Source organism: Virgibacillus sp. (assembly GCF_013393565.1).
Lineage (GTDB): Bacteria > Bacillota > Bacilli > Bacillales > Amphibacillaceae > Virgibacillus > Virgibacillus dokdonensis.
Map to the genome: position 1 here is coordinate 19454 of NZ_JABXHF010000034.1, position 21749 is coordinate 41202.

The window sequence follows — 21749 nt, forward strand, 5'->3', positions numbered from 1 at the left end:
AGATAGGAATGGAACGCATTTCATGGGACCAATATTTTATGGCACAAAGCCATTTATTGGCTCTTCGTAGTACGTGTACAAGACTTATGGTCGGTGCCACAATTGTAAGAGATAAACGAATAATAGCTGGCGGTTATAATGGCAGTGTGTCAGGGAGTGTCCATTGTATTGATGACGGCTGTTACGTAATTGATGGACATTGTGTGAGAACGATTCATGCTGAAGCAAATGCATTACTACAATGCGCAAAGTTTGGCGTTCCTACAGATGGTGCTGATATTTATGTCACTCATTTTCCGTGCTTACAATGCTGTAAACAGTTAATACAAGCAGGTATACAAACAGTAATTTATGCAAAGGATTATCATAATCATCCATACGCTGTTTCTCTATTTTCGGAAGCGGGCATAAAAACAAAAAAAGTAGAACTTGATGATGTTAAGGTTGATACGAATTACATGGAAAAACAAGTATTTGTAAAACAACTCCTTCAAAAAATGGAAAAAGGAGTGCTAGAAGCTGATGAGTTAAGAAACTTAAAAGAAGATGCTGTGCGTCTGTTTCATTTAGATGTGCAAGGAGATTAAATGTGAGTGGGTATTGGCATTTTATTGCATCTGCTGCTTTGGTAAGTATGCTGGCCAAGTTAACGAATTTGCACAGTCTTGCTTTTATTCTATTTATGGTATGGATAAGTTATTTATTCTACAAGAAGCGGATAGCCATCCTCTCTGTGATGCTATCCATTCTATCTCTTCTCTTTTTCCACTTTTATCTTCCAGAACTCCCTAATCATAACAATATCTCTCCTCCTAATGGTCCAACAACAATATCTGGCACGATTATAAGTTCTGTTGAAAAGTCTCCTTCTCGCCTTACTTTTACGATCCTTAATAAACAAACAGATGAAAAAATCGCAGTCGCCTACTTTTCAGACGAGGAGATCGATTATAACGAAGCTATACGGTATGGCTCTGCATGTTCATTTACTGCAGAATGGAACGTACCGGACGCTGCTACAAATCCGGGACAATTTGACTATCGTATGTATTTATTATCACAAGAAATAAAGTTTGAAGCAATATTAACCGACATCGATTCATTAAAATGTATAAGTAAAACAGGTTTAATGCAGGAACTTAAAGGAGTTAGACATAAAGTACTGGGATATATAGATAGGCGTTTAACCAATGAAACAGCTGGTTGGATGCGAGCACTTGTGCTTGGAGATGATTCCTATGTAAGTGAAGACACCGTAGAATTGTTTGAACGTTGGGGGATGAGTCACTTACTTGCCATTTCTGGTTTACATGTGGGGATTGTAGTTGGGCTAGTATATTTTTTGTTAATTAAATTAAACCTACTCACGAAGGAGTGGGCGCAGTGGGTTATCCTTGTATTTTTACCTTTGTATGCTATTCTTGCTGGTGGAGCGCCTTCCGTTTTACGGGCGAGCTTAATGGCTTGCATGGGTATTATCCTACATAAAACAGGCTGGAAATGGAATGTTACAGATGTTTTAAGTTTGATATTTTTGTTTTTGCTTGTTACAGATAAATATATGATGTATCAAGTTGGCTTTCAGCTCTCCTTTGCAGTAACGTTTGCTTTGCTATTGTCCAAACAAATATTGTTACAGTCGAAGAGCCGCTTTGCTCAAGTGTTATATATTAGCTTTATTGCTCAAATTGCCATTTTACCAATTCAATTTTATTACTTCTCTTTATTTCAGCCTGCTTCCGTATTTGTTAATTTGCTTATGGTTCCGTATTACTCCGCTTTTGTAATCCCTATCATGTTTTTTATGCTTATTTTGCTACCTTTCCCTTGGATTTCTTTGTTGGATACTTGGTTTTTAAACATTCACGAATTAGCGATGCAAATAGTTTATTGGTTTGATGAATATGTATATTATCCTATGGTGAGCGGTCCATTACCTTGGATAATAGTGCTTACCTATTACGTCTTGCTATTTCGTTTTATGCAATTATGGGAGAAAGGAAAATTAAAACAAGCTTTTAGTTTTGCGGTAATGCTTGTTTTGGTATTAACGCTAAATGGTTTACGTCCTTATTTATCACCATATGGGACAGTTACGATGCTAGATATTGGGCAAGGTGATGCATTTGTTGTTGAATTGCCTTATCGTAAAGGAACGATATTTATTGATGCGGGATCGTCTTTTTCATTTCAAGAACAAGCACCTTCTGATCGGGTACATGATCAGATTATAAAGCCATATTTATATTCTCGAGGAATTCAGCAATTAGATGCTATCATCTTAACCCACGATGATACAGATCATATTGGAAGTGTGTCTTACCTACTGGAAGATTTTGCAGTAAATACGGTTGTAGTCAGTCCTTTTTTTAGTACAAAGGGGTTGTACCTGCTGCAACTCACAGAGGAAGTGGACTTAGCCACTATAAAAGGAAATTCAAAAGTGACTATCGCTGATCATTTGTTTAATGTTCTGGCTCCAATTCAAGATAACAATGATACAAATGGAAACTCCATTGTATTGCATACAACGTTGGGAGGAAGAGAATGGTTATTTACTGGTGATATTTCAAAAAAAGAAGAAAAGAAGTTAGTGAAACAATATCCAAATTTGTCTGTAGATGTTTTAAAAATTGCTCATCATGGCAGTGACTCTTCCACGGATAAACAATTTCTTTCACAACTTTCACCAGAGATTGCTTTGATTTCTGTAGGAAGGGACAATCTTTACGGACATCCTCATCAAGACGTGATGCAAAGACTTAAAGAACAAGGAGTAACAATATTGCGGACAGATTTACATGGCGCTGTTCAATATCGATTCAAAGGGAAGGAAAGTTATTTTATGATTAGAAAATAACGTAAACCTTGAAGTAACAATATCTTCCATCAACATATTAGGTATGAAGAACGAAATAACATGCAATAGCATATACTTTATTAGGTTAGCAAAAGCGTTTGGTTAGAAGCACATAAATGTATTGTTAGCATGCTGTATGATAAACCACTCTCCTATAGTAAAATAAAAAAGAGACTGTAAACAGTCTCTCTTTATGTAAGCTACTTATTACATTAAGATCCAAGCACACTAATGGTTACCCCGATTGCAAAAATTAACAAAAAGAATACAAATGAAAATGTAAAGCCTTTAATGTTATCAACGACGTCATTTGTTTTAGACTGAATGTCTTTTTCAAATTCGTTCATGTTAACCCCTCCCATATCACCAATAGTATAAGCCAAATCATTTAAAAAATCCAGTTTTCATTTATTGTACCATATAAACGTTTTCATACCAAAACTAGAAAGACTTAACATCCATAATTTATAACAGAAAGGACATGATAGAAATAAGTCAAATATCGTTTAGTGAATAGTTCCTAGGGCTTTTCGCTAAGCGTTTATATAGATTAGGGAGGGAATGCCTTTGTTTATTTGTAAGCATCCCTCTCTGTTGTTTTTTATGCTCCACATAAGCTGATATCGGAACGTTTAAACAAGTTGGAAAAGTCAGATGAGATTTGAGTTTTGCCGTAATTACGGCTTGTGCTAGTAATGAATGTGGAAGAAGAGAATCCTTATTGTTGTAAAGTATGCAAACGAAAAAAATCGCTATAGTTTGTGCTAGTATGTGGTTTCACGAATAGCGCTTTTCTATGTTTAGTCTTGCCATTCTCACTCAGACGATTTACCATGGTGTAAGATAGGTTTAAAAGATGGAGTGAAAATATGGATTACATAGAAGTAGTCAAACAATTAAATAAGAAACAGCTAGCACCTCTATATTTATTTTATGGAACTGAATCCTTTTTTATACAACAATTAAAAAATAAATTAAAACGAGTTACAATTAACGATGATATAGATAATTTAACCGTGTATGATTTAGATGAAACTCCTATTGAAGATGTGATTTCTGATGTGGAAACCTTTCCCTTTTTTGGTGAACGCAAATTAATTATTGCGAACAACGCTTCATTTTTAACAGCAAAACAAGGAAAAAATGCAGTGGAACATCAGTTGGAAATTCTGGAAACGTACTTATCAAATCCTGTAGATTATTCTATTTTACTAATTATTGCTCCATATGAGAAGTTAGATGAAAGGAAAAAAATAACAAAATTATTAAAAAAGCAGGCAACAGTTGCTCATTGTAGAGAAGTAAAAGAGTATGAATTACGAAAATGGATGAAACAACTGGCAGATCAACTGAAAATTGAGATAACAGACGAAGTATATGATATGCTCGAATCAGAAATTTCAACCAATCTTCATCTTTTGGAAAGCGAATTACATAAATTTTCTTTGTATGTCGGAGAAGGCGGGCTGGTGACCAAAGAAATTGCTAATCAATTATTGTCTCATACTGCTACAAGCTCATCGCTTCGATTGGCGGATGCAGTTATGAAACGGGATTTAGCTCAGGCAATTGAAATCTATAAAGATTTAGAAAAGCAAAAAGAAGAACCAATCGCTTTGGTAGGTTTGCTCGCATTTCAGTTTCGCATCTTGTTAAGAGTGAAGCTTTTAAAACAGAAAGGCTATACGCAGGGCCAGATGGTAAAACAACTTGGTGCCCATCCATATGTAATTAAATTAGCTTTAGAACGTGAAGCAAAATTCACAGTAAGAGCGCTACACTATTTTATGAACCAGCTTGCAGAAGCGGATAGTGTAATGAAGCAGGGTGGTATGGAAAAAGATGTAGCATTTGAAATGCTTTTATATCAATTAGTGAAACGAAATGGTGCTTAAAAACATCGTAATAATAGGGTATATAGCTTAGAACAACTTGGCTATCGCTAAGTTGTTAAGGCAATAGCTGTAGTTTTGCTTTTACTGTAATCCATAAAATTTTATACTTTCTTATAGTGTAAATTAAAAACGATCCATAGCGGATCGTTTTTTTGTTATGCGCCAAGCTGGTTAATTTTGTTAGCTAGCCGTGATTTTTGACGGTTTCCGAAATTTTGATGAACGACGCCTTTTTGTACAGCTTTATCAATTGCTTTTTTAGCTACGTTGTAAGCGATGCTTGCATTTTCTTTATCTTTTGCTTCAATTAACTTTTCAACATGTTTGATATGAGAACGCATAGCTGATTTTTGTGTATTATTATTTGAACGCTTTTTTCTATTTGTATCAACACGTTTAATTGCAGATTTAATGTTTGCCATTGACTTCACCTCCTAAAACTTCACCTTCATCGATTATATCTCGGGTTTATAATCCAAAAACAAATCGTTATGTGACTCTATGTTTTTGTCTATCGACAAAAGTCATTTTACCAAAGCAAGCGCATGTTTTCAAGTAACCTCTACACTTGAGTACGATTTTATTGTTTAAAAAGTGCTGTTTTTTTCATTTTCTTAGTCAATTTACCTAATTTATTATGATATTGCTGCATGTATGAGTTTTATCTTATTGTTTACACTAAAAACAAAAATGGATAAAGGGTGATTGTCTTGGGGCAACGGAATAAGCACATAGTACCTTACCAAGTAAGGACAGATTTAGCAGTAGAAGCAAAAGATATGTATGTAGAGAAGCGAGAGCAAACGGAAAAGTCATTAAAAGGTGTGAATATTAAAGAAAAAGAGAAAGATGGTGTAAAAGTTTCTTACGTAAATATTGATCAAACGGGTGCTAAAATGCTGCAAAAAAAACCTGGAACGTATATTACGATTTATGCAGATGGGGTAAAACGTCAAGATACAGATAGGCAACACTTGGCAGCTCAAGTTTTAGCAGAGGAACTAGAGGAACTTCTAAGTGCAAATGGAATTTCCCCAGATGCTAAAGGACTTATTGTTGGTCTAGGTAATTGGAATGTAACTCCTGATGCACTTGGTCCAATGACAGTAGAGAAGGTTTTGGTTACAAGTCATTTGTTTCGTCTAGAGCACGAGACAGTTTCAAGTGGGTATCGATCAACGGCAGCAGTTACACCAGGGGTTATGGGAGTAACAGGAATTGAAACAAGCAATATTATTTTCGGTATTGTGGAAAAGTTTGAACCAGATTTTGTTATTTGTGTGGATGCACTCGCTTCACGATCGATAGAAAGGGTGAATGAGACCATTCAATTGTCTAATACAGGCATACACCCAGGATCCGGTGTAGGAAATAAGCGTAAAGAAATTAGCTATGAAACATTAGGAATACCTGTTATGGCAATCGGCGTTCCTACTGTCGTTGATGCAGTAACGATTGCCAGTGATACGATCGATTTTATCTTAAAACATTTTGGTAGGGAATGGCGAGAAAAAGATGCACCTTCAAAAGCTTTAACTCCGGCTGGTCTAGCATTTGGCGACCGTAGTTTAAGTGATGATGATATGCCGGAAAAAGAAAAGCGTGAGACATTTCTTGGAGTAGTAGGTGGTCTTGAAAATGAAGAAAAAAGACAGTTTATCTCAGAGGTGCTTACTCCTTTAGGGCATAATTTAATGGTTACACCCAAAGAAGTAGATGGGTTTATGAAGGATATGGCAACTGTTCTTGCTAATGGAATAAACGCAGCACTTCATGAGAAGATCGACGTAGATAATGTTAGTGCTTATAGCAGATAGGAAAGCGAATAAATGAAATGGTTAGTTGAAATACATTGAGATAATTCTAATGAATAATATTCGATGTAATAAGCATAGAGATAGTAGATCCGAACTTTAATAACATTAAAGTTCGGATTGCTTTTGTTGTAAGAAACCATGCCTTATTGAGATTTTCTTTCTAGTATGTAGAAAAAGAGTATACATACTATTTTTAATTAGTGCCAAGTCTACGTAACAAACTGTTAGAGAGTAAATCTCAACTTATAAAAGATTTACTTTATAGAAGTGGAATTGATGGTTCTAGTTTTTGAAAACCCAACATAGAGTAAATTAGAAGATTTAATAGTTTAAGAGATCCATCTATTAAAAAGGGCTGCGTATACTTGTTAACATAGATAGCATGTAAAAGAAAGGATGAAAGCATGAGAGCAAAGGCTATACGTGTTTTTTTGCCTAAGAGTAGTGTGTATATTATTGGCTTTATATTTCTATTTTTATTTATTGCAGCGATGACAGCGATAAAACCCGCTTACAGGTTATCATCAGAAATGATAACAGAATGGACAAGTGATTTAGATAGCTCTTTCTTTTATTATTTACTGAGCAAAGAAAATCGTGCATTTGATGAAGGTTTTCCTGCTGGGAAAGGGGAGCCTGATGTAATCAATACCTTATTTCAAATGGTGACTAGTTTAAAGCCGAATGATCCGAGAAGTCTATTAAGAAATGAAGTACCGGGTTTTTCTCATTTTGATAATCGAATGGTTGTAGCTGGTCAAGGGACTGACTTTACAAATTTCCCTATAGAATCATCGCCTCCTTTGAAAGAAGTTTTAAAAGAAAGGCAAGCCATAGAGGGTAGTGAAGAAGAGGAAAAGGAAGAAGCGAAAAAAAATCAAGAGCGTAGTGAAGCTACACCGTCAACTGGGGATAGACAAGTGGTTTACGTATACAATTCACATAACAGGGAATCGTTTTTACCGCATTTACCTGGTGTGGAAGATCCAAATGAAGCACACCATAAAGAAGTAAATATAACAAAAGTGAGCAATTACCTAGCAAAATCACTAGAAGAAAACGGCATTGGGACGATAGTCGAAAACAAGGACATTATGAATGAATTAAACGAAAAAGGGTGGGGTTACGGAAAATCGTATCAAGCCTCTAGACAAGTTGTAGAGGAAGCAATAGCAAATAATAAGGACATTCAATATGCATTTGATTTACATCGGGATTCCATTGGTAGAGATAAAACGACTGCAAAAATAAATGGAAAACCTTATGCCCGTCTTATGATAGTAATTGGCGCAGAACATGCTGATTATGAAAAAAATCAGAAGCTAGCAACAAAGTTACACTATTTATTAGAAGAACGTTACCCAGGGTTAAGCAGAGGAGTGTATACCAAGAAGGGTGCAGGTACAAATGGGGTTTTCAATCAGGATTTATCGAATAATGCACTATTATTTGAATTTGGTGGCGTTGAGAATAACTTGGGCGAGCTTTATCGTTCAGCTGATGCACTCGCCGATGTATTTAGTGAAATGTTTTGGGACGCAGAGAAGGTAGATACTTCATCCTAGGAGGTGTGAAAAAATGGCTCGTGCTATTATTGTACTACTTTTATTAGCAGTTTGCTTTTTAGCAGGTGTTGTTTACGGGAATAATGGGGTTGATCAGGAAAAAGCAGATTCTATTTTTCAGGCGCAGGATGTAATAGGTTCAGATGAACTAGATAATGAAAAAGATATAAAGTCAGTTGCGGAAAGAAATCCTGAGCAACAAGTCCAACCTGATGTGCCAGCGCCATCTACCGAAAAAACGGCTTCTGTTTTAGAAGCTAGTATTACTGGCTTTTTTGAAGCAGTAGTAACAATATTGTATCAAATAGCAGAGTTGTTTTTTTAGCACTACTAGGAAAGTATGTTGCTATTATAACTACTACAATTAAATGGGGGACGCAATCAGTTGTTACATTTTTTGTAGAATTTTACGGTTTATTGTAAAACAAAACGGAGACTTTTGCCATAAAGACTTGGCGATAAGCTTCGTTTTGAATACAAATACTTCGGAAAAGGGAATATCCTGGCATTTTTTACTCGAAGTGAAATAGAAATAAGGTGTTCCTTTTTGAACTAGTAAAAAGCTATGTTTATTATTACATCTAAAAAATATGGTTTATTTTGTAAGAGTTGCAAAATTGGGAGGACCTTTGGTAATTAGTTAATAGCTTAAGCACATCATTGTTCTTGAATATCATTGTTTCTATTGCTATAATCTAACCTAGTCATTCTCGTCGATAATTAAGGTTTTCTACAAGTAAAGAGGCTGGTAGAAAAAGTAGGAGTGAACATCATTAATGGCAGAAATTCAAAGAAATGTGCGTAATTTTTCAATTATCGCTCATATTGACCATGGAAAGTCAACGTTAGCTGACCGTATTTTAGAGCGTACAAAAGCTATTACGCAACGAGAAATGAAAGATCAGCTTTTAGATGCAATGGATTTAGAGAGAGAACGTGGTATTACCATTAAATTAAATGCTGTACAACTGAATTATCAAAGTAATGCTGGAGAAGAATACCTTTTTCATTTAATTGACACACCTGGTCATGTTGATTTTACATATGAAGTATCCAGAAGTCTTGCTGCTTGTGAAGGTGCTATTCTAGTTGTGGATGCAGCGCAAGGAATTGAAGCACAAACACTAGCTAACGTATATTTGGCGTTGGATAACGATTTGGAAATCATACCCGTAATTAATAAAATTGATTTACCAAGCGCAGATCCAGAAAGGGTGAAACAAGAGCTTGAAGATGTTATAGGTATTGATAAAGATGATGTTATTTTAGCTTCTGCGAAAGCGAATATAGGAATTGATGAAATTTTAGAACGTGTTATTGAGGCAATCCCTGCACCTGAAGGCGATCCAGAAGAACCACTTAAAGCATTGATTTTTGATTCTATGTATGACCCGTATCGGGGAGTTATAGCGTATGTTTGTATTAAAGAAGGCTCTTTGAAGGTTGGCGATAAAATCAAGATGATGGCCACTGGAAAGGAATTCGAAGTGAATGAATTAGGTGTTTTTAGACCAAAACCAGTAAATAAAGACGAATTGATTGTTGGAGATGTAGGATACTTAACTGCTTCCATAAAAAATGTAGGGGATTCACGAGTTGGTGATACGGTTACATTAGTAGATCGCCCAGCTAAAGAACCATTGCCTGGATATAAACGCTTAAATCCAATGGTCTTTTGTGGATTGTACCCTGTAGATTCCAAGAACTATAATGACTTACGAGAAGCGTTAGAACGTTTAGAATTAAACGACTCGTCCCTGCAATATGAAGCTGAAACATCGCAAGCACTAGGTTTTGGTTTTCGTTGCGGATTTTTAGGGCTATTGCATATGGAAATCATTCAAGAGCGCATTGAAAGAGAATTTAACATTAGTCTAATTACTACGGCTCCAAGTGTTATTTATGAAGTGGAGCAAACGGATGGGACAACAATTAACGTTGATAATCCAGCGTTTATGCCGGACCCACAACAAATTAAAGAAGTAAGAGAGCCATATGTGAAAGCAACGATAATGGTTCCAAACGAATATGTCGGTTCTGTTATGGAAATTGCTCAAAAAAAGCGCGGTCAATTTATGGATATGGAATATTTAGATGATATTCGTGTTAATGTTATTTACCATATTCCGTTATCAGAGATTGTGTATGATTTCTTTGACCAATTAAAATCGCAAACGAAAGGCTATGCTTCATTTGATTATGACTTAATTGGTTATCAGGCATCCAAGCTAGTTAAAATGGATATTTTATTAAATGGGGATACGATTGATGCACTATCGTTTATTGTTCACAGGGACTTTGCTTATGAACGCGGTAAGCATATTGTAGACAAATTAAAAGATCTTATCCCTAGACAGCAATTTGAAGTCCCGGTACAAGCGGCAATTGGTAACAAAATCATTGCTAGATCTACCATTAAAGCAATGCGGAAAAATGTCTTATCCAAGTGTTATGGCGGGGATATTTCCAGAAAGAGGAAACTATTGGAGAAACAAAAAGAAGGAAAAAGACGGATGAAGATGGTTGGTTCTGTTGAAGTACCTCAAGAAGCATTTATGGCTGTTTTGGAAATGGATGATAATTAAATAAATTTACGTTCTACTGCTGTATTGTAATTATTGTGAAGCGTTGGCGGTAGAACGTTTTTTATCGTTTTTATTGCTAGTTCGATTGAAGAATTCGCACTATGTTAGAAATAAAATCATAGTAACGCGTATTTAGCTCAATTTTCATGTAAGCAATGCTATTTTGATTTTAAAGAAGGAGCATTTTATGATACCAATACATTCTGTCTATATCCATATCCCATTTTGCCAACAAATATGTCATTACTGTGATTTTACGAAGTTTTTTTATAATGAACAATTGGCAAATGATTATGTTGATGCGTTAAAAAAAGAAATGTCTACCTACGTTGAAAAAGAAAAGAAAGTAAAGACGATTTTTATCGGAGGTGGAACGCCTACTGCTTTAACCGTTCCACAGTTAGAGGCTGTTCTCCGTCATATTGCAGAAACATTCGATCTTCATGAATGTGAAGAATTTACCATTGAAGCAAACCCTGGAGATTTCAGCAAGGAGAAGGTTGCTTTGCTAAGTACCTATGGGGTGAATCGAGTTTCACTTGGTGTCCAAGTGTTTGATAATGAGATGTTAAAGACACTTGGAAGAATTCACACTGTAAAAGATGTGTACGATACCGTCTCATTATTACAAGATTATGGAATTCATAACATCAGTACTGACTTGATATATGCACTTCCGAATCAAACAGTTGCCCATTTTAAAGACTCATTAACAAAGGCCATGAACTTAGATTTGCCACATCTTTCAACATATGCTTTGCAAATTGAACCTAAAACGGTTTTTTATCAGCGTTATAAAAAAGGCAATCTCCCTCGACCACCTCAAGAAGACGAGGTAAAAATGTATGATATTTTAAAAACAACTGCGGCGAAAAACGGCTTATACCAGTATGAAATTAGTAATTTTGCTAAACAAGGTTTTGAAAGCAAACATAATTTGACATATTGGAATAATAACTTTTATTATGGGTTTGGGGCAGGAGCATACGGTTATCTACCTGGCAAGCGATATGGTAATATTCGACCTTTACCGGCTTACATTAAACAAGTTAACAATGATGGGAAACCTGTTTTACATGTAGATAAAATTGGGAAAAAAGAGCAAATAGAAGAAGAAATGTTTCTCGGTCTACGTAGAATGGAAGGGGTAAGCAAACGTCAGTTTACAGATAAATTTGGTGTATCTATGGATAAAATATATCGTCCATCTATTGAAGAACTTGTACAACGTGGATGGTTACTAGAGCGAGAAGACCAAATAGCATTATCAGAAGAAGGTAAAATAGTAGCTAATGAAGTATTTGAAAGATTTTTGTTAGACGATCTGGTTATTTGAATAGATACAAAATAGCCTGTGTAGTAAATGTATATACACAGGCTATTTATGATGAAAATGATAAGATGAAGCAAAGTTGAAGATATGTTATGGCTAAAATAATGCGTTGTATATTGGCACTGTTGTTTGTATGAGTAGTAGAAAGAGAATAATTTCCTATCTAAACATGGTTGCTTCATTAAAAAGATTTCTAATTCCTTTCATGCCATTTTATTGACAAAAAAATGTGGATTTGATAATTTATTATTAGCATTAGCACTCGAAAGCAATGAGTGCTAACAGAGGTGATCATCATGTTAACAGAAAGGCAGTTATTAATTTTACAAGTCATAATTGATGATTTCATCGAGTCGGCACATCCAGTTGGCTCACGTGCTATTGCCAAGAAAGAAGTGATTCCATATAGTGCTGCGACCATTCGTAATGAAATGGCAGATTTAGAAGATCTGGGATTTCTTGAGAAAACTCATTCTTCATCAGGACGCATTCCTTCTGAAAAAGGATATCGTTATTATGTGGACCATCTCATTTCACCAAATATCCTACATCAAGAAGGCAATGTAATTAAACACATGATTCAGGATGGTTTTTTTGAATTTGAACAAATTGTACAAATGTCTGCAGAAGTATTATCAAAGTTGACCAACTATACTTCCATCATACTGGGGCCTGAAATCTTTGAAACAAAACTGAAACAAATTCAAATTATTTCTTTGTCAGTCAATACCGCCGTAGCGATACTCGTTACAAATACAGGTCATGTAGAACATCGTGCATTTTCAATTCCAGAAGAAATAGATAGTTCAGATCTAGAGAAAATGGTAAATATTTTAAATGATCAGTTGCATGGTGTTCCAATTTTGCAGTTGGCTGAAAAATTTAATGCGGAAATTGCTGCGATGATGCAGAAGTATGTTTCCGATTTAAATAACTCCTATCAACATTTAAAGGGAGCATTCTTACAAGATCATCCTGTCAAATTATATATAGGCGGAAAATCTAATATGTTAATGCAGCCAGAGTTTAATGATGTTGATAAGATACGAGCTTTTTACTCCATGATTGAAAATGAAGATGAGATAGTGAATTTATTAAAGCAATCTAGCGAAGGCATTAAAGTATCTATCGGAAAAGAAAATGATGTTGCAGCGATAAAAGATTTAAGTTTAATTACGGCCGCTTATCATTTAGGAGAAGGGCAAATGGGGACAATCGCATTACTTGGGCCAACGAGAATGGAATATCGCAAAGTAATTTCATTATTAAGTATCCTTTCGAATGAAATGACAGACGTATTGTACACGAGGTATAAAGATGAAGATTAACTTACACGTTAGGAAGCTGTGATGGCTCTGCGTCCTTTGTATCAGTTTTTTCGCCATCAATCATTGGTGATAAGCTAAGTTGTACTAATAAAGCGTCGTCAGGAAAGAAAAAATAATGAGCCCCTATTGTTTCGTTCTAAGTCTAGAACGTGTTATAGTGTATGATGGTTAGTTTAAAATGGAGGTGTCAGGCGTGGAGGAACAGGAAAAAAATACAAATACCGCTACTGAAAATGATGATAAACAGGAAGAAGTAGTGGAAGAAGAAGCAGTGGAATCTGTAGAAGTATTAGATAAAGATGATACAGACGAAGCGAATGACAGTGACGCAGATGCAGAACTACAATCAAAATTAAAAGCACTTCAAGCAGAAAAAGAGGAACTTTATCAAAAGTTACTTCGTGTTCAAGCTGAATATGATAATTTCAAAAAGCGCACGGTCAAAGAGCGTGAAGCAGCTCGTAAATATCAATCACAGGATTTAATTCAAGAATTACTACCTGCTTTAGATAACTTCGAGCGTGCCTTACAAGTTGAAAAAACAGAAGACACTGCAAGTATAATTGATGGTATATCGATGGTTTATAAGCAAATAAAAGATGCACTAGCTTCACAAGGCGCTGAAGAAATTACAGCTGTTGGGGAAGAATTTGATCCAAATGTACATCATGCTGTTATGCAAATAGAAGCTGAAGATAAGCCATCAAATATCGTTGTAGAAGAATTGCAAAAAGGCTATAAATTAAAAGATCGTGTTATTCGACCAGCAATGGTAAAAGTAAATAAATAATCGTCTTGCTAGCTAAGGAGGAAATGACAATGAGTAAAATAATTGGTATTGACTTAGGTACAACAAACTCTTGTGTCGCAGTAATGGAAGGTGGCGAATCTGTTGTTATCCCAAACCCTGAAGGGAACCGGACAACGCCTTCTGTTGTAGCGTTTAAAAATGGGGAGAGACAAGTTGGGGAAGTTGCAAAGCGTCAGGCAATTACCAACCCAAATACTATCCAATCTATTAAACGTCATATGGGCACAGATTACAAGGTAAAAATTGAAGATAAAGAATATACACTACAAGAAGTTTCAGCTATTGTACTTCAACAACTTAAGTCTTATGCAGAAGATTATATTGGAGAAAAAGTAGAAAAGGCTGTTATTACAGTTCCAGCATACTTTAATGATGCAGAACGTCACGCTACTAAAGATGCTGGTAAGATTGCAGGTTTGGAAGTTGAGCGGATTATTAACGAACCTACAGCAGCAGCTTTAGCATATGGAATTGATAAAGAAAATGAAGATCAAACAATTTTAGTATATGATCTAGGTGGAGGAACATTTGACGTATCTATCTTAGATATTGGTGACGGTACATTTGAAGTTGTTTCTACAGCTGGAGATAATCGTCTAGGTGGTGACGATTTTGACCAAGTTATCATTGACCATATGGTACAAGAATTTAAGAAAGAAAATGGCATTGATTTATCCAAGGATAAAATGGCTACACAACGTTTGAAAGATGCCGCTGAAAAAGCGAAAAAAGAACTATCTGGAGTATCACAAACACAAATCTCTTTACCGTTTATTACAGCGGGTGAGGCTGGACCTCTACACTTAGAAATGACTTTAACAAGAGCGAAATTTGAAGAACTCTCTTCTGATCTTGTTGAGCGTACGATGGTTCCTACTCGCAAAGCTTTATCAGATGCAGATTACACAGCTAATGATATTGACAAAGTTATTTTAGTTGGTGGTTCTACAAGAATTCCAGCTGTTCAAGAAGCTATTAAACGTGTCATTGGTAAAGAACCATCTAAAGGGGTAAACCCAGATGAAGTTGTTGCGCTTGGTGCAGCTATTCAAGGTGGCGTTCTGCAAGGTGATGTAAAAGATGTTGTATTATTAGACGTAACGCCACTTTCTTTAGGTATTGAAACAATGGGTGGTGTAACAACTAAACTTATTGAACGAAATACAACCATTCCGACAAGTCACTCACAAGTTTTTTCAACAGCAGCTGATAACCAAACAGCCGTTGATATTCATGTATTGCAAGGTGAACGTGAGATGGCAGCTGATAACAAGACGTTGGGTCGTTTCCAATTAACTGACATTCCACCAGCACCACGTGGAGTTCCACAAATAGAAGTAACTTTTGATATTGATGCAAATGGTATTGTTAACGTCCGCGCTAAAGATTTAGGTACGAATAAAGAACAGTCCATTACCATTAAATCTTCTTCTGGTCTTTCTGATGAAGAAGTAGATAAAATGGTAAAAGAAGCGGAAGAAAATGCAGAAGAAGATAAGAAACGTCGTGAAGAAATTGAATTGCGTAATGAAGCTGATCAACTAATCTTTACAACGGATAAAACAATTAAAGATCTTGGTGATAAAGTCTCTGAGGAAGAAAAACAAAAAGCAGAAGCTGCTAAAGAAGAGTTGAAATCTGCACTTGAAGCTGATGATATGGATAAGATCAAAGAAAAGAAAGAAGCTTTACAAGAACAAGTGCAACAGCTTTCTGTTAAATTGTATGAGCAAATGGCACAAGAACAACAAGCTCAACAAGGTTCACAAGAGTCAAATAGTGGCGATGATGATGTTGTGGATGCAGAATACCAAGAAGTAGACGATGAAGAAGACAAAGATAAAAAATAAGTACGAAGAACGGAAAAATGAATGAGAGAGTAGATGTTAGCTCTACATCTATTTGGTACTATAAAAGTCAAAGTCAGGATTCTCTTGGCTTTGACTTTTTACACGTTTATCTATATGCGTATATTTGCACACGCATATAGATGATGGTAAGATAAAAGTTATGCAAAAGTGTGTAACGGGGAGAGTGATCAAGTGAGTAAACGAGACTATTATGAAATCCTTGGAGTTGAAAAAGGAGCGTCTAAGGATGAGATAAAAAAAGCGTATCGTAAATTAGCAAGAAAATACCATCCAGATGTAAATAAAGAAGCAGACGCTGCGGATAAATTTAAAGAAGCAAAAGAAGCTTATGAAGTATTAAGTGATGACCAAAAAAGATCTCAATATGATCAATTTGGTCATGCCGGACCACAAAGCCAAGGTTTTGGTGGTTTTGGCGGTGCGCAAGATTTCGGTGGTGGTTTTGGTGATATATTTGATATGTTTTTCGGTGGTGGAGGTCGAAGAAGAGACCCAAATGCCCCTCAACAAGGCGCCGATTTGCAATATACGATGCAATTAGATTTTGAAGAAGCTATTTTTGGAAAAGAAGCAGATATCACCATTCCAAAAGAGGAAACATGCGATACTTGTACAGGTACAGGAGCTAAGCCTGGAACAAAGGCAAAAACTTGTTCACATTGTAATGGATCAGGTCAATTGAATATGGAACAGAATACGCCGTTCGGTAAGGTAGTTAATCGTAGAGTGTGTCATCATTGCAATGGATCAGGTAAAATTATTCCAGACAAGTGTACTACATGTGGCGGTGCTGGAAGAGTCAAGAAACGTCGTACCATTCATATTTCAATACCAGCTGGAATAGATGAGGGGCAACAAATTCGCGTGTCAGGAAAAGGAGAAGCGGGAGTTAATGGTGGCCCTCCAGGCGATTTATTTGTTGTTGTACAAATTAAACCACATGATTTCTTCAGCAGAGAAGGCGACGATATATATTGCGAGCTACCTTTAACTTTTGCACAAGCTGCTCTTGGTGATGAAGTAGAAGTGCCAACTGTGCATGGAAAAGTGAAGCTTAAGATACCTGCTGGAACCCAATCGGGCAAAATTTTTCGTTTAAAAGGCAAAGGTGCACCAAATGTGAGGGGTTACGGTCATGGAGATCAGCATATTAAAGTGAAAATAATAACACCGACGAAATTGACAGATCGTCAAAAGGAATTATTGCGTGAATTTAATCAAATCGGTGGTAATGAAGCGGCAGATGAACAAGATAGTTCTTTATTTGAACGTTTTAAAAAGGCATTTAAAAGTGAATAGCTGTTTGCTTCCACACACTATATGTAATATAGATATGTTACATTGTAGCAGTGAAATAGTTCAAATGGGTTAGGCAATACTGTTATTTTCAATAGGAAACGAGGCAAAAGCCTAGTTTCCTTTTAACACTATAGAAAAGTATAAATTTTTCAGGGGTATAGTATAAGCAAAACGACGGCAGTTTATCGACATAAAGACTTGATGACGAGCCTTCGTTTTTCTAATAAGAAAAGGGTGTATCCATATGAAGTGGTCAGAGCTTTGTATCCATACTACAAATGAAGCAATTGAACCAATATCGAACATTTTACATGAAAACGGAGCTAGTGGTCTGGTGATTGAAGATGCGATGGATTTAGTAAGGGAGCACACCTCCACATTTGGAGAAGTATATGAATTAGACCCAGAACAATATCCTGATGAAGGGGTTTATATAAAAGCTTATCTTCCTATGAATAGTTTTCTCGGTGAGACGGTAGAAGAAATTAAACAGGCCATAAATAATTTAATGTTATACGATATTGATTTAGGCAGAAATCAAATCACATTAAGTGAAGTTCATGAAGAAGAATGGGCAACTGCTTGGAAAAAGTATTATAAGCCTGTGAAAATATCAAAACGAATTACGATAAAACCAACGTGGGAAGCATATCAACCTGTAGATACAGATGAAATGATTATTGAATTGGATCCAGGTATGGCTTTTGGTACAGGAACCCATCCGACAACAGTACTAAGTATTCAAGCGTTGGAACAGTTCCTAAAGGAAAATGATACAGTAATAGATGTCGGTTCAGGGTCAGGTGTCTTAAGTATTACAGCTGCTTTATTAGGTGCTAACCATGTCTATGCGTTTGATCTAGATGATGTTGCCGTAAATAGTACGATGTTAAACGCTAAATTAAACAATTTAGCAATGAAAATTACTGCTAAACAAAAAAATTTATTAGACCATGTTACAGTAGAAGCAGATCTGATCGTTTCTAATATCTTAGCGGAAGTAATAGTACGATTTGTTGAAAAAGCATGGAGCCAACTAAAACCTGGAGGTCATTTCATTACCTCGGGTATTACGCAGGCTAAAAAACAATTCGTCAAGGATCATTTGGAGCAGCAAGGGTTTGAAATAATTCAAACCAATGAATTAGAAGATTGGGTTTCGCTTGTTGCACGTAAACCTAGTTATGAGTAGAAGAAGGTGAAACTATTGCAGCGATATTTTGTACCTGCACATACATGGGCTGATAAAACCATTAAGATTACTGGGGATGATGCGCATCATATTATGCGTGTTATGCGATTTCAAACAGGAGATGAAATTATTTGCAATCATCCTGATGGACAAGCTGCTATTTGTAAGATTACAATCTTAGATAATCAGGTAGTATATGCTGACATTGTCAGTTGGTTAAATGATCATACGGAATTACCAGTAAATGTCGCAATTGCTCAAGCATTGCCAAAAAGTGATAAATTGGAATGGGTTTTGCAAAAAGGGACGGAACTAGGGGCAAATTGTTTTTTGCCTTTTCAAGCAGCTCGTTCCATTGTAAAATGGGATGAGAAGCGGAAAGATAAGAAATTAAAGCGATGGCATAAAATTGTTAAAGAGGCAAGTGAACAAAGTCACCGGAACAAGATCCCTGGTGTGGAACCTTGTAAGGGACTTAACGAAGTAATTGAAGTTGGAAAGAAGTTTGATGTCATGTTATTTGCTTATGAAGAAGAGGCTAAGTCTGATCGCTATCAATCCTTAGGGTCTGTGTTGCAAAGAATTCAAAATAGGCAAAGTATACTTATTTGCATTGGTCCTGAAGGTGGTTTTTCAAATGAAGAAGCGGTTATACTAAAAGAAAATAAATTTAAACCAGTACGACTTGGACCAAGAATTTTAAGAGCAGAAACTGCTGCTTTATATACATTAGCGAGTATTTCGTACCACTTTGAAGAAATGAGGTGTTCATGATGCCAACCGTAGCTTTTCATACATTGGGTTGCAAAGTAAACCATTATGAAACAGAAGGTATATGGAACATGTTTAAGGAACAGGGTTATGAGAGAGTTGATTTTGATCGTAATTCTGATGTATATGTGATTAATACATGCACGGTTACAAATACAGGGGATAAGAAAAGTAGACAGATTATACGTAGAGCTATTCGAAAAAACCCAGACGCTGTTGTTTGTGTTACTGGTTGTTATGCACAAACTTCTCCAGGAGAAATAATGGAAATTCCCGGGGTAGATGTAGTTGTGGGTACACAGGATCGGAAACATATGATCCATTATATTGAACAACATAAAAAGTCAAAAGAACCAGTAAATGGCGTTTCTAATATAATGAAGAATAGAGTCTTTGAAGAAATGGATGTACCTGACTTTTCCGATCGTACTAGAGCTTCCTTGAAAATACAAGAAGGATGTAATAACTTCTGTACTTTCTGTATTATTCCCTGGTCACGTGGGCTCTTACGCTCAAGGGATCCACAAAATGTCCTTGAACAAGCGCAAAAGCTTGTAAATGCAGGATATAAAGAAATTGTATTAACTGGTATTCATACGGCAGGATATGGAGAAGATATGAAAGACTATAATTTTGCCATGCTCCTACGTGATTTAGAAACAAAAGTTAATGGATTAAAACGAATTCGTATTTCATCCATTGAAGCTAGTCAAATCACGGATGAAGTGATAGAAGTGTTGGATAAATCTGAGAAAGTCGTTAGCCATTTGCATATCCCATTACAATCAGGCTCGGACTCTGTTTTAGAAAGAATGCGTAGAAAATATTCAAGTTCTTACTATAAAGAAAAAGTCATGAATTTGAAGAAGGCGCTGCCTGGTTTAGCGATAACGTCGGATGTTATTGTCGGCTTTCCAGGGGAAACAAATGAAGAATTTCAAGAAACATATGATTTTATTAAAGAAATTGGTTTTTCCGAATTGCATGTTTTTCCTTACTCTCGAAGAACAGGGACACCAGCTGCAAGAATGGAAAATCAAGTTGATGATGAAGTAAAAAACAACCGCGTTCATCAATTAATCGAATTATCGGAGCAGTTAGCTAAAGCATATGCGGAAAATTATGAAAATGAAGTGCTAGAAGTAATACCGGAAGAACATTCACATGATGAGGAACATCCAAATCAATTAATCGGCTATACAGATAACTATTTAAAAGTCGCTTTTTCTGGTACACCAGATATGATTGGAAAACTTGTGCGTGTAAAAATTACAAAAGCAGGTTACCCGCTCAATCAGGCAACATTTGTCAAAGTGTTAGATGAAATTGCATATGATGAAGTAGTCTCACATTAATTGCAACATTCCAGCAACAAGAACAAAACCTTGAAAGTTTTTGCTCTTGTTGCTGATTTTTGTTTTACTCATAAACTTTTCTATTTAATAAATGCTTAGGAATAAAGTATGTAACGTATTAAATATAACAAAAATATGAAAAGAGAAAGCAGTTTCAAGTCATTAATAGATTTCTTGCACAAATAATGCTATATTAGTGAAGAGGTACGTACAACTAAGAAAAGAAGGGAAGAATATAATTGAAAAATTTAGCAAAGTACATTGATCATACGCAATTAAAGCCTGAGACTACAAAAGAAAAAATAGCTCAAATTGTAAAAGAAGCGAAGGAGCATCATTTTGCATCTGTCTGTGTAAATCCATATTGGGTTGCTTACTGTTATAATGAGTTAAAAGCAACTCAAGTAAAAGTTTGCACCGTTATTGGCTTCCCATTAGGAGCAACTACAACATCTTGTAAAGTGGCAGAGACAAATAAAGCCATTGAAGATGGAGCTACAGAAGTAGACATGGTTATTAATATTGGTGCTTTAAAATCGGGAGACAAGCAAACAGTTTTAAATGACATTGAAGCAGTTGTACAAGCAGCAAATGGCAAAGCCCTTACGAAGGTTATTATTGAATCATCTTTGTTAAAAGATGACGAAAAGGTAATTGCTTGTCAACTAGCAAAACAAGCAAAGGCTGACTTTGTTAAAACATCGACAGGTTTTTCCGGTGGCGGAGCAACTGTGGAAGATATTCGATTAATGCGAGAAACTGTAGGCCCAGATATGGGAGTAAAGGCTTCTGGTGGAGTTCGCGATTTAGCAACAACGAAAGCAATGATAGAAGCAGGTGCAACAAGAATTGGTGCAAGCGCTGGTGTAGCTATTTTAAACGATGAACAAGGAGATAGCACATATTAATATGTATAAATTAATGGTTATTTGGAAACAATCAGTTGACCAAAATAAAGGATTATATTATACTTTAAAAAGCATGTGAATTGAAAGTCATATGCTAGTACAATCTGTTTTGTGCTTCGGAGGGAGGGAAATTAGCATGTCAAATACAACTCGCGTTCG

Annotated in this window: 18 protein-coding genes; 16 read left to right on the forward strand and 2 right to left on the reverse strand. The window is 35.9% G+C overall.

All coding sequences use genetic code 11. The annotated features are described in order from the left end of the window. Window positions 1-8: 8 nt before the first annotated feature. Entirely contained in the window at window positions 9-587 is a 579-nt protein-coding gene (locus HLX49_RS09060) for a ComE operon protein 2 (protein ID WP_077703494.1), read from the forward strand. A gap of 2 nt (window positions 588-589) precedes the next feature. Further along, the gene (locus HLX49_RS09065; protein ID WP_077703495.1) at window positions 590-2860 is read left to right on the forward strand and encodes a DNA internalization-related competence protein ComEC/Rec2; all 2271 of its coding nucleotides are present in this window, start codon (window positions 590-592) and stop codon (window positions 2858-2860) included. Window positions 2861-3072: 212 nt separating this feature from the next. On the opposite strand, the gene HLX49_RS09070 is transcribed toward HLX49_RS09065, so the two are convergent. Beyond that, window positions 3073-3207, reverse strand: a complete 135-nt coding sequence (locus HLX49_RS09070; protein WP_072740890.1) for a YqzM family protein — start codon at window positions 3205-3207, stop codon at window positions 3073-3075. A 522-nt stretch (window positions 3208-3729) separates the two neighbouring features. On the opposite strand from HLX49_RS09070, the gene holA reads away from it, so the two are divergent. Then, window positions 3730-4755 carry a DNA polymerase III subunit delta gene (gene holA, locus HLX49_RS09075; protein ID WP_077703496.1) on the forward strand — a complete coding sequence of 342 codons (1026 nt, stop codon included), beginning with the start codon at window positions 3730-3732 and terminating at the stop codon, window positions 4753-4755. A gap of 155 nt (window positions 4756-4910) precedes the next feature. Here the strand turns inward: holA and rpsT are convergent, their stop codons facing one another. Next, window positions 4911-5177 (reverse strand): 30S ribosomal protein S20, encoded by a 267-nt coding sequence (gene rpsT, locus HLX49_RS09080; protein WP_077703497.1) that lies wholly within the window; start codon window positions 5175-5177, stop codon window positions 4911-4913. 357 nt (window positions 5178-5534) lie between these two features. Between rpsT and gpr the strand changes: the two genes are divergently transcribed. The 13 genes from gpr to deoC all read left to right on the forward strand — a co-directional run bounded on the left by gpr (window position 5535) and on the right by deoC (window position 21590). Beyond that, window positions 5535-6572, forward strand: coding sequence for a GPR endopeptidase (gene gpr, locus HLX49_RS09085; protein ID WP_217697399.1), 1038 nt, complete (start codon window positions 5535-5537; stop codon window positions 6570-6572). Between the two features lie 404 nt (window positions 6573-6976). Further along, window positions 6977-8137 carry a stage II sporulation protein P gene (gene spoIIP / locus HLX49_RS09090; RefSeq protein WP_296361398.1) on the forward strand — a complete coding sequence of 387 codons (1161 nt, stop codon included), beginning with the start codon at window positions 6977-6979 and terminating at the stop codon, window positions 8135-8137. Between the two features lie 13 nt (window positions 8138-8150). Beyond that, window positions 8151-8462 carry a hypothetical protein gene (locus HLX49_RS09095; RefSeq protein ID WP_077703499.1) on the forward strand — a complete coding sequence of 104 codons (312 nt, stop codon included), beginning with the start codon at window positions 8151-8153 and terminating at the stop codon, window positions 8460-8462. Between the two features lie 451 nt (window positions 8463-8913). Beyond that, window positions 8914-10722 (forward strand): translation elongation factor 4, encoded by a 1809-nt coding sequence (lepA, locus tag HLX49_RS09100; RefSeq protein ID WP_077703500.1) that lies wholly within the window; start codon window positions 8914-8916, stop codon window positions 10720-10722. A 187-nt stretch (window positions 10723-10909) separates the two neighbouring features. Further along, complete coding sequence (gene hemW, locus HLX49_RS09105; protein ID WP_296361402.1) at window positions 10910-12058, forward strand: radical SAM family heme chaperone HemW; 1149 nt, start codon at window positions 10910-10912, stop codon at window positions 12056-12058. Between the two features lie 293 nt (window positions 12059-12351). Then, window positions 12352-13383 carry a heat-inducible transcriptional repressor HrcA gene (hrcA, locus tag HLX49_RS09110; RefSeq protein ID WP_077703502.1) on the forward strand — a complete coding sequence of 344 codons (1032 nt, stop codon included), beginning with the start codon at window positions 12352-12354 and terminating at the stop codon, window positions 13381-13383. A gap of 178 nt (window positions 13384-13561) precedes the next feature. Beyond that, window positions 13562-14173 (forward strand): nucleotide exchange factor GrpE, encoded by a 612-nt coding sequence (gene grpE / locus HLX49_RS09115; protein ID WP_077703503.1) that lies wholly within the window; start codon window positions 13562-13564, stop codon window positions 14171-14173. Window positions 14174-14202: 29 nt separating this feature from the next. Continuing rightward, window positions 14203-16044: a molecular chaperone DnaK gene (dnaK, locus tag HLX49_RS09120; protein ID WP_296361404.1), complete on the forward strand. Its 1842-nt coding sequence runs from the start codon at window positions 14203-14205 to the stop codon at window positions 16042-16044. A 192-nt stretch (window positions 16045-16236) separates the two neighbouring features. Beyond that, window positions 16237-17364 (forward strand): molecular chaperone DnaJ, encoded by a 1128-nt coding sequence (gene dnaJ, locus HLX49_RS09125; RefSeq protein ID WP_077703505.1) that lies wholly within the window; start codon window positions 16237-16239, stop codon window positions 17362-17364. 244 nt (window positions 17365-17608) lie between these two features. After that, window positions 17609-18556 carry a 50S ribosomal protein L11 methyltransferase gene (gene prmA / locus HLX49_RS09130; protein WP_296361407.1) on the forward strand — a complete coding sequence of 316 codons (948 nt, stop codon included), beginning with the start codon at window positions 17609-17611 and terminating at the stop codon, window positions 18554-18556. Window positions 18557-18571: 15 nt separating this feature from the next. Next, on the forward strand, window positions 18572-19330 hold the full coding sequence (locus HLX49_RS09135; RefSeq protein WP_296361409.1) for a 16S rRNA (uracil(1498)-N(3))-methyltransferase: 759 nt from the start codon (window positions 18572-18574) through the stop codon (window positions 19328-19330). Next, window positions 19330-20682 (forward strand): tRNA (N(6)-L-threonylcarbamoyladenosine(37)-C(2))-methylthiotransferase MtaB, encoded by a 1353-nt coding sequence (mtaB, locus tag HLX49_RS09140; protein ID WP_296361418.1) that lies wholly within the window; start codon window positions 19330-19332, stop codon window positions 20680-20682. Before HLX49_RS09135 ends, mtaB begins: the two co-directional genes overlap by 1 nt. Window positions 20683-20921: 239 nt before the next feature. Then, window positions 20922-21590: a deoxyribose-phosphate aldolase gene (gene deoC, locus HLX49_RS09145; RefSeq protein WP_077703509.1), complete on the forward strand. Its 669-nt coding sequence runs from the start codon at window positions 20922-20924 to the stop codon at window positions 21588-21590. Window positions 21591-21749 lie beyond the last annotated feature (159 nt).

What these genes read in the sequence shown, in the direction of transcription:
- mtaB (WP_296361418.1), top strand. Translation starts at nt 19,330, where the DNA reads ATGCCAACCGTAGCTTTTCATACATTGGGTTGCAAAGTAAACCATTAT.
- spoIIP (WP_296361398.1), top strand. Translation starts at nt 6,977, where the DNA reads ATGAGAGCAAAGGCTATACGTGTTTTTTTGCCTAAGAGTAGTGTGTAT.
- lepA (WP_077703500.1), top strand. Translation starts at nt 8,914, where the DNA reads ATGGCAGAAATTCAAAGAAATGTGCGTAATTTTTCAATTATCGCTCAT.
- HLX49_RS09070 (WP_072740890.1), bottom strand. Translation starts at nt 3,207, where the DNA reads ATGAACGAATTTGAAAAAGACATTCAGTCTAAAACAAATGACGTCGTT.
- rpsT (WP_077703497.1), bottom strand. Translation starts at nt 5,177, where the DNA reads ATGGCAAACATTAAATCTGCAATTAAACGTGTTGATACAAATAGAAAA.
- prmA (WP_296361407.1), top strand. Translation starts at nt 17,609, where the DNA reads ATGAAGTGGTCAGAGCTTTGTATCCATACTACAAATGAAGCAATTGAA.
- gpr (WP_217697399.1), top strand. Translation starts at nt 5,535, where the DNA reads ATGTATGTAGAGAAGCGAGAGCAAACGGAAAAGTCATTAAAAGGTGTG.
- holA (WP_077703496.1), top strand. Translation starts at nt 3,730, where the DNA reads ATGGATTACATAGAAGTAGTCAAACAATTAAATAAGAAACAGCTAGCA.
- dnaK (WP_296361404.1), top strand. Translation starts at nt 14,203, where the DNA reads ATGAGTAAAATAATTGGTATTGACTTAGGTACAACAAACTCTTGTGTC.
- hrcA (WP_077703502.1), top strand. Translation starts at nt 12,352, where the DNA reads ATGTTAACAGAAAGGCAGTTATTAATTTTACAAGTCATAATTGATGAT.
- hemW (WP_296361402.1), top strand. Translation starts at nt 10,910, where the DNA reads ATGATACCAATACATTCTGTCTATATCCATATCCCATTTTGCCAACAA.
- HLX49_RS09060 (WP_077703494.1), top strand. Translation starts at nt 9, where the DNA reads ATGGAACGCATTTCATGGGACCAATATTTTATGGCACAAAGCCATTTA.
- grpE (WP_077703503.1), top strand. Translation starts at nt 13,562, where the DNA reads ATGGAGGTGTCAGGCGTGGAGGAACAGGAAAAAAATACAAATACCGCT.
- HLX49_RS09095 (WP_077703499.1), top strand. Translation starts at nt 8,151, where the DNA reads ATGGCTCGTGCTATTATTGTACTACTTTTATTAGCAGTTTGCTTTTTA.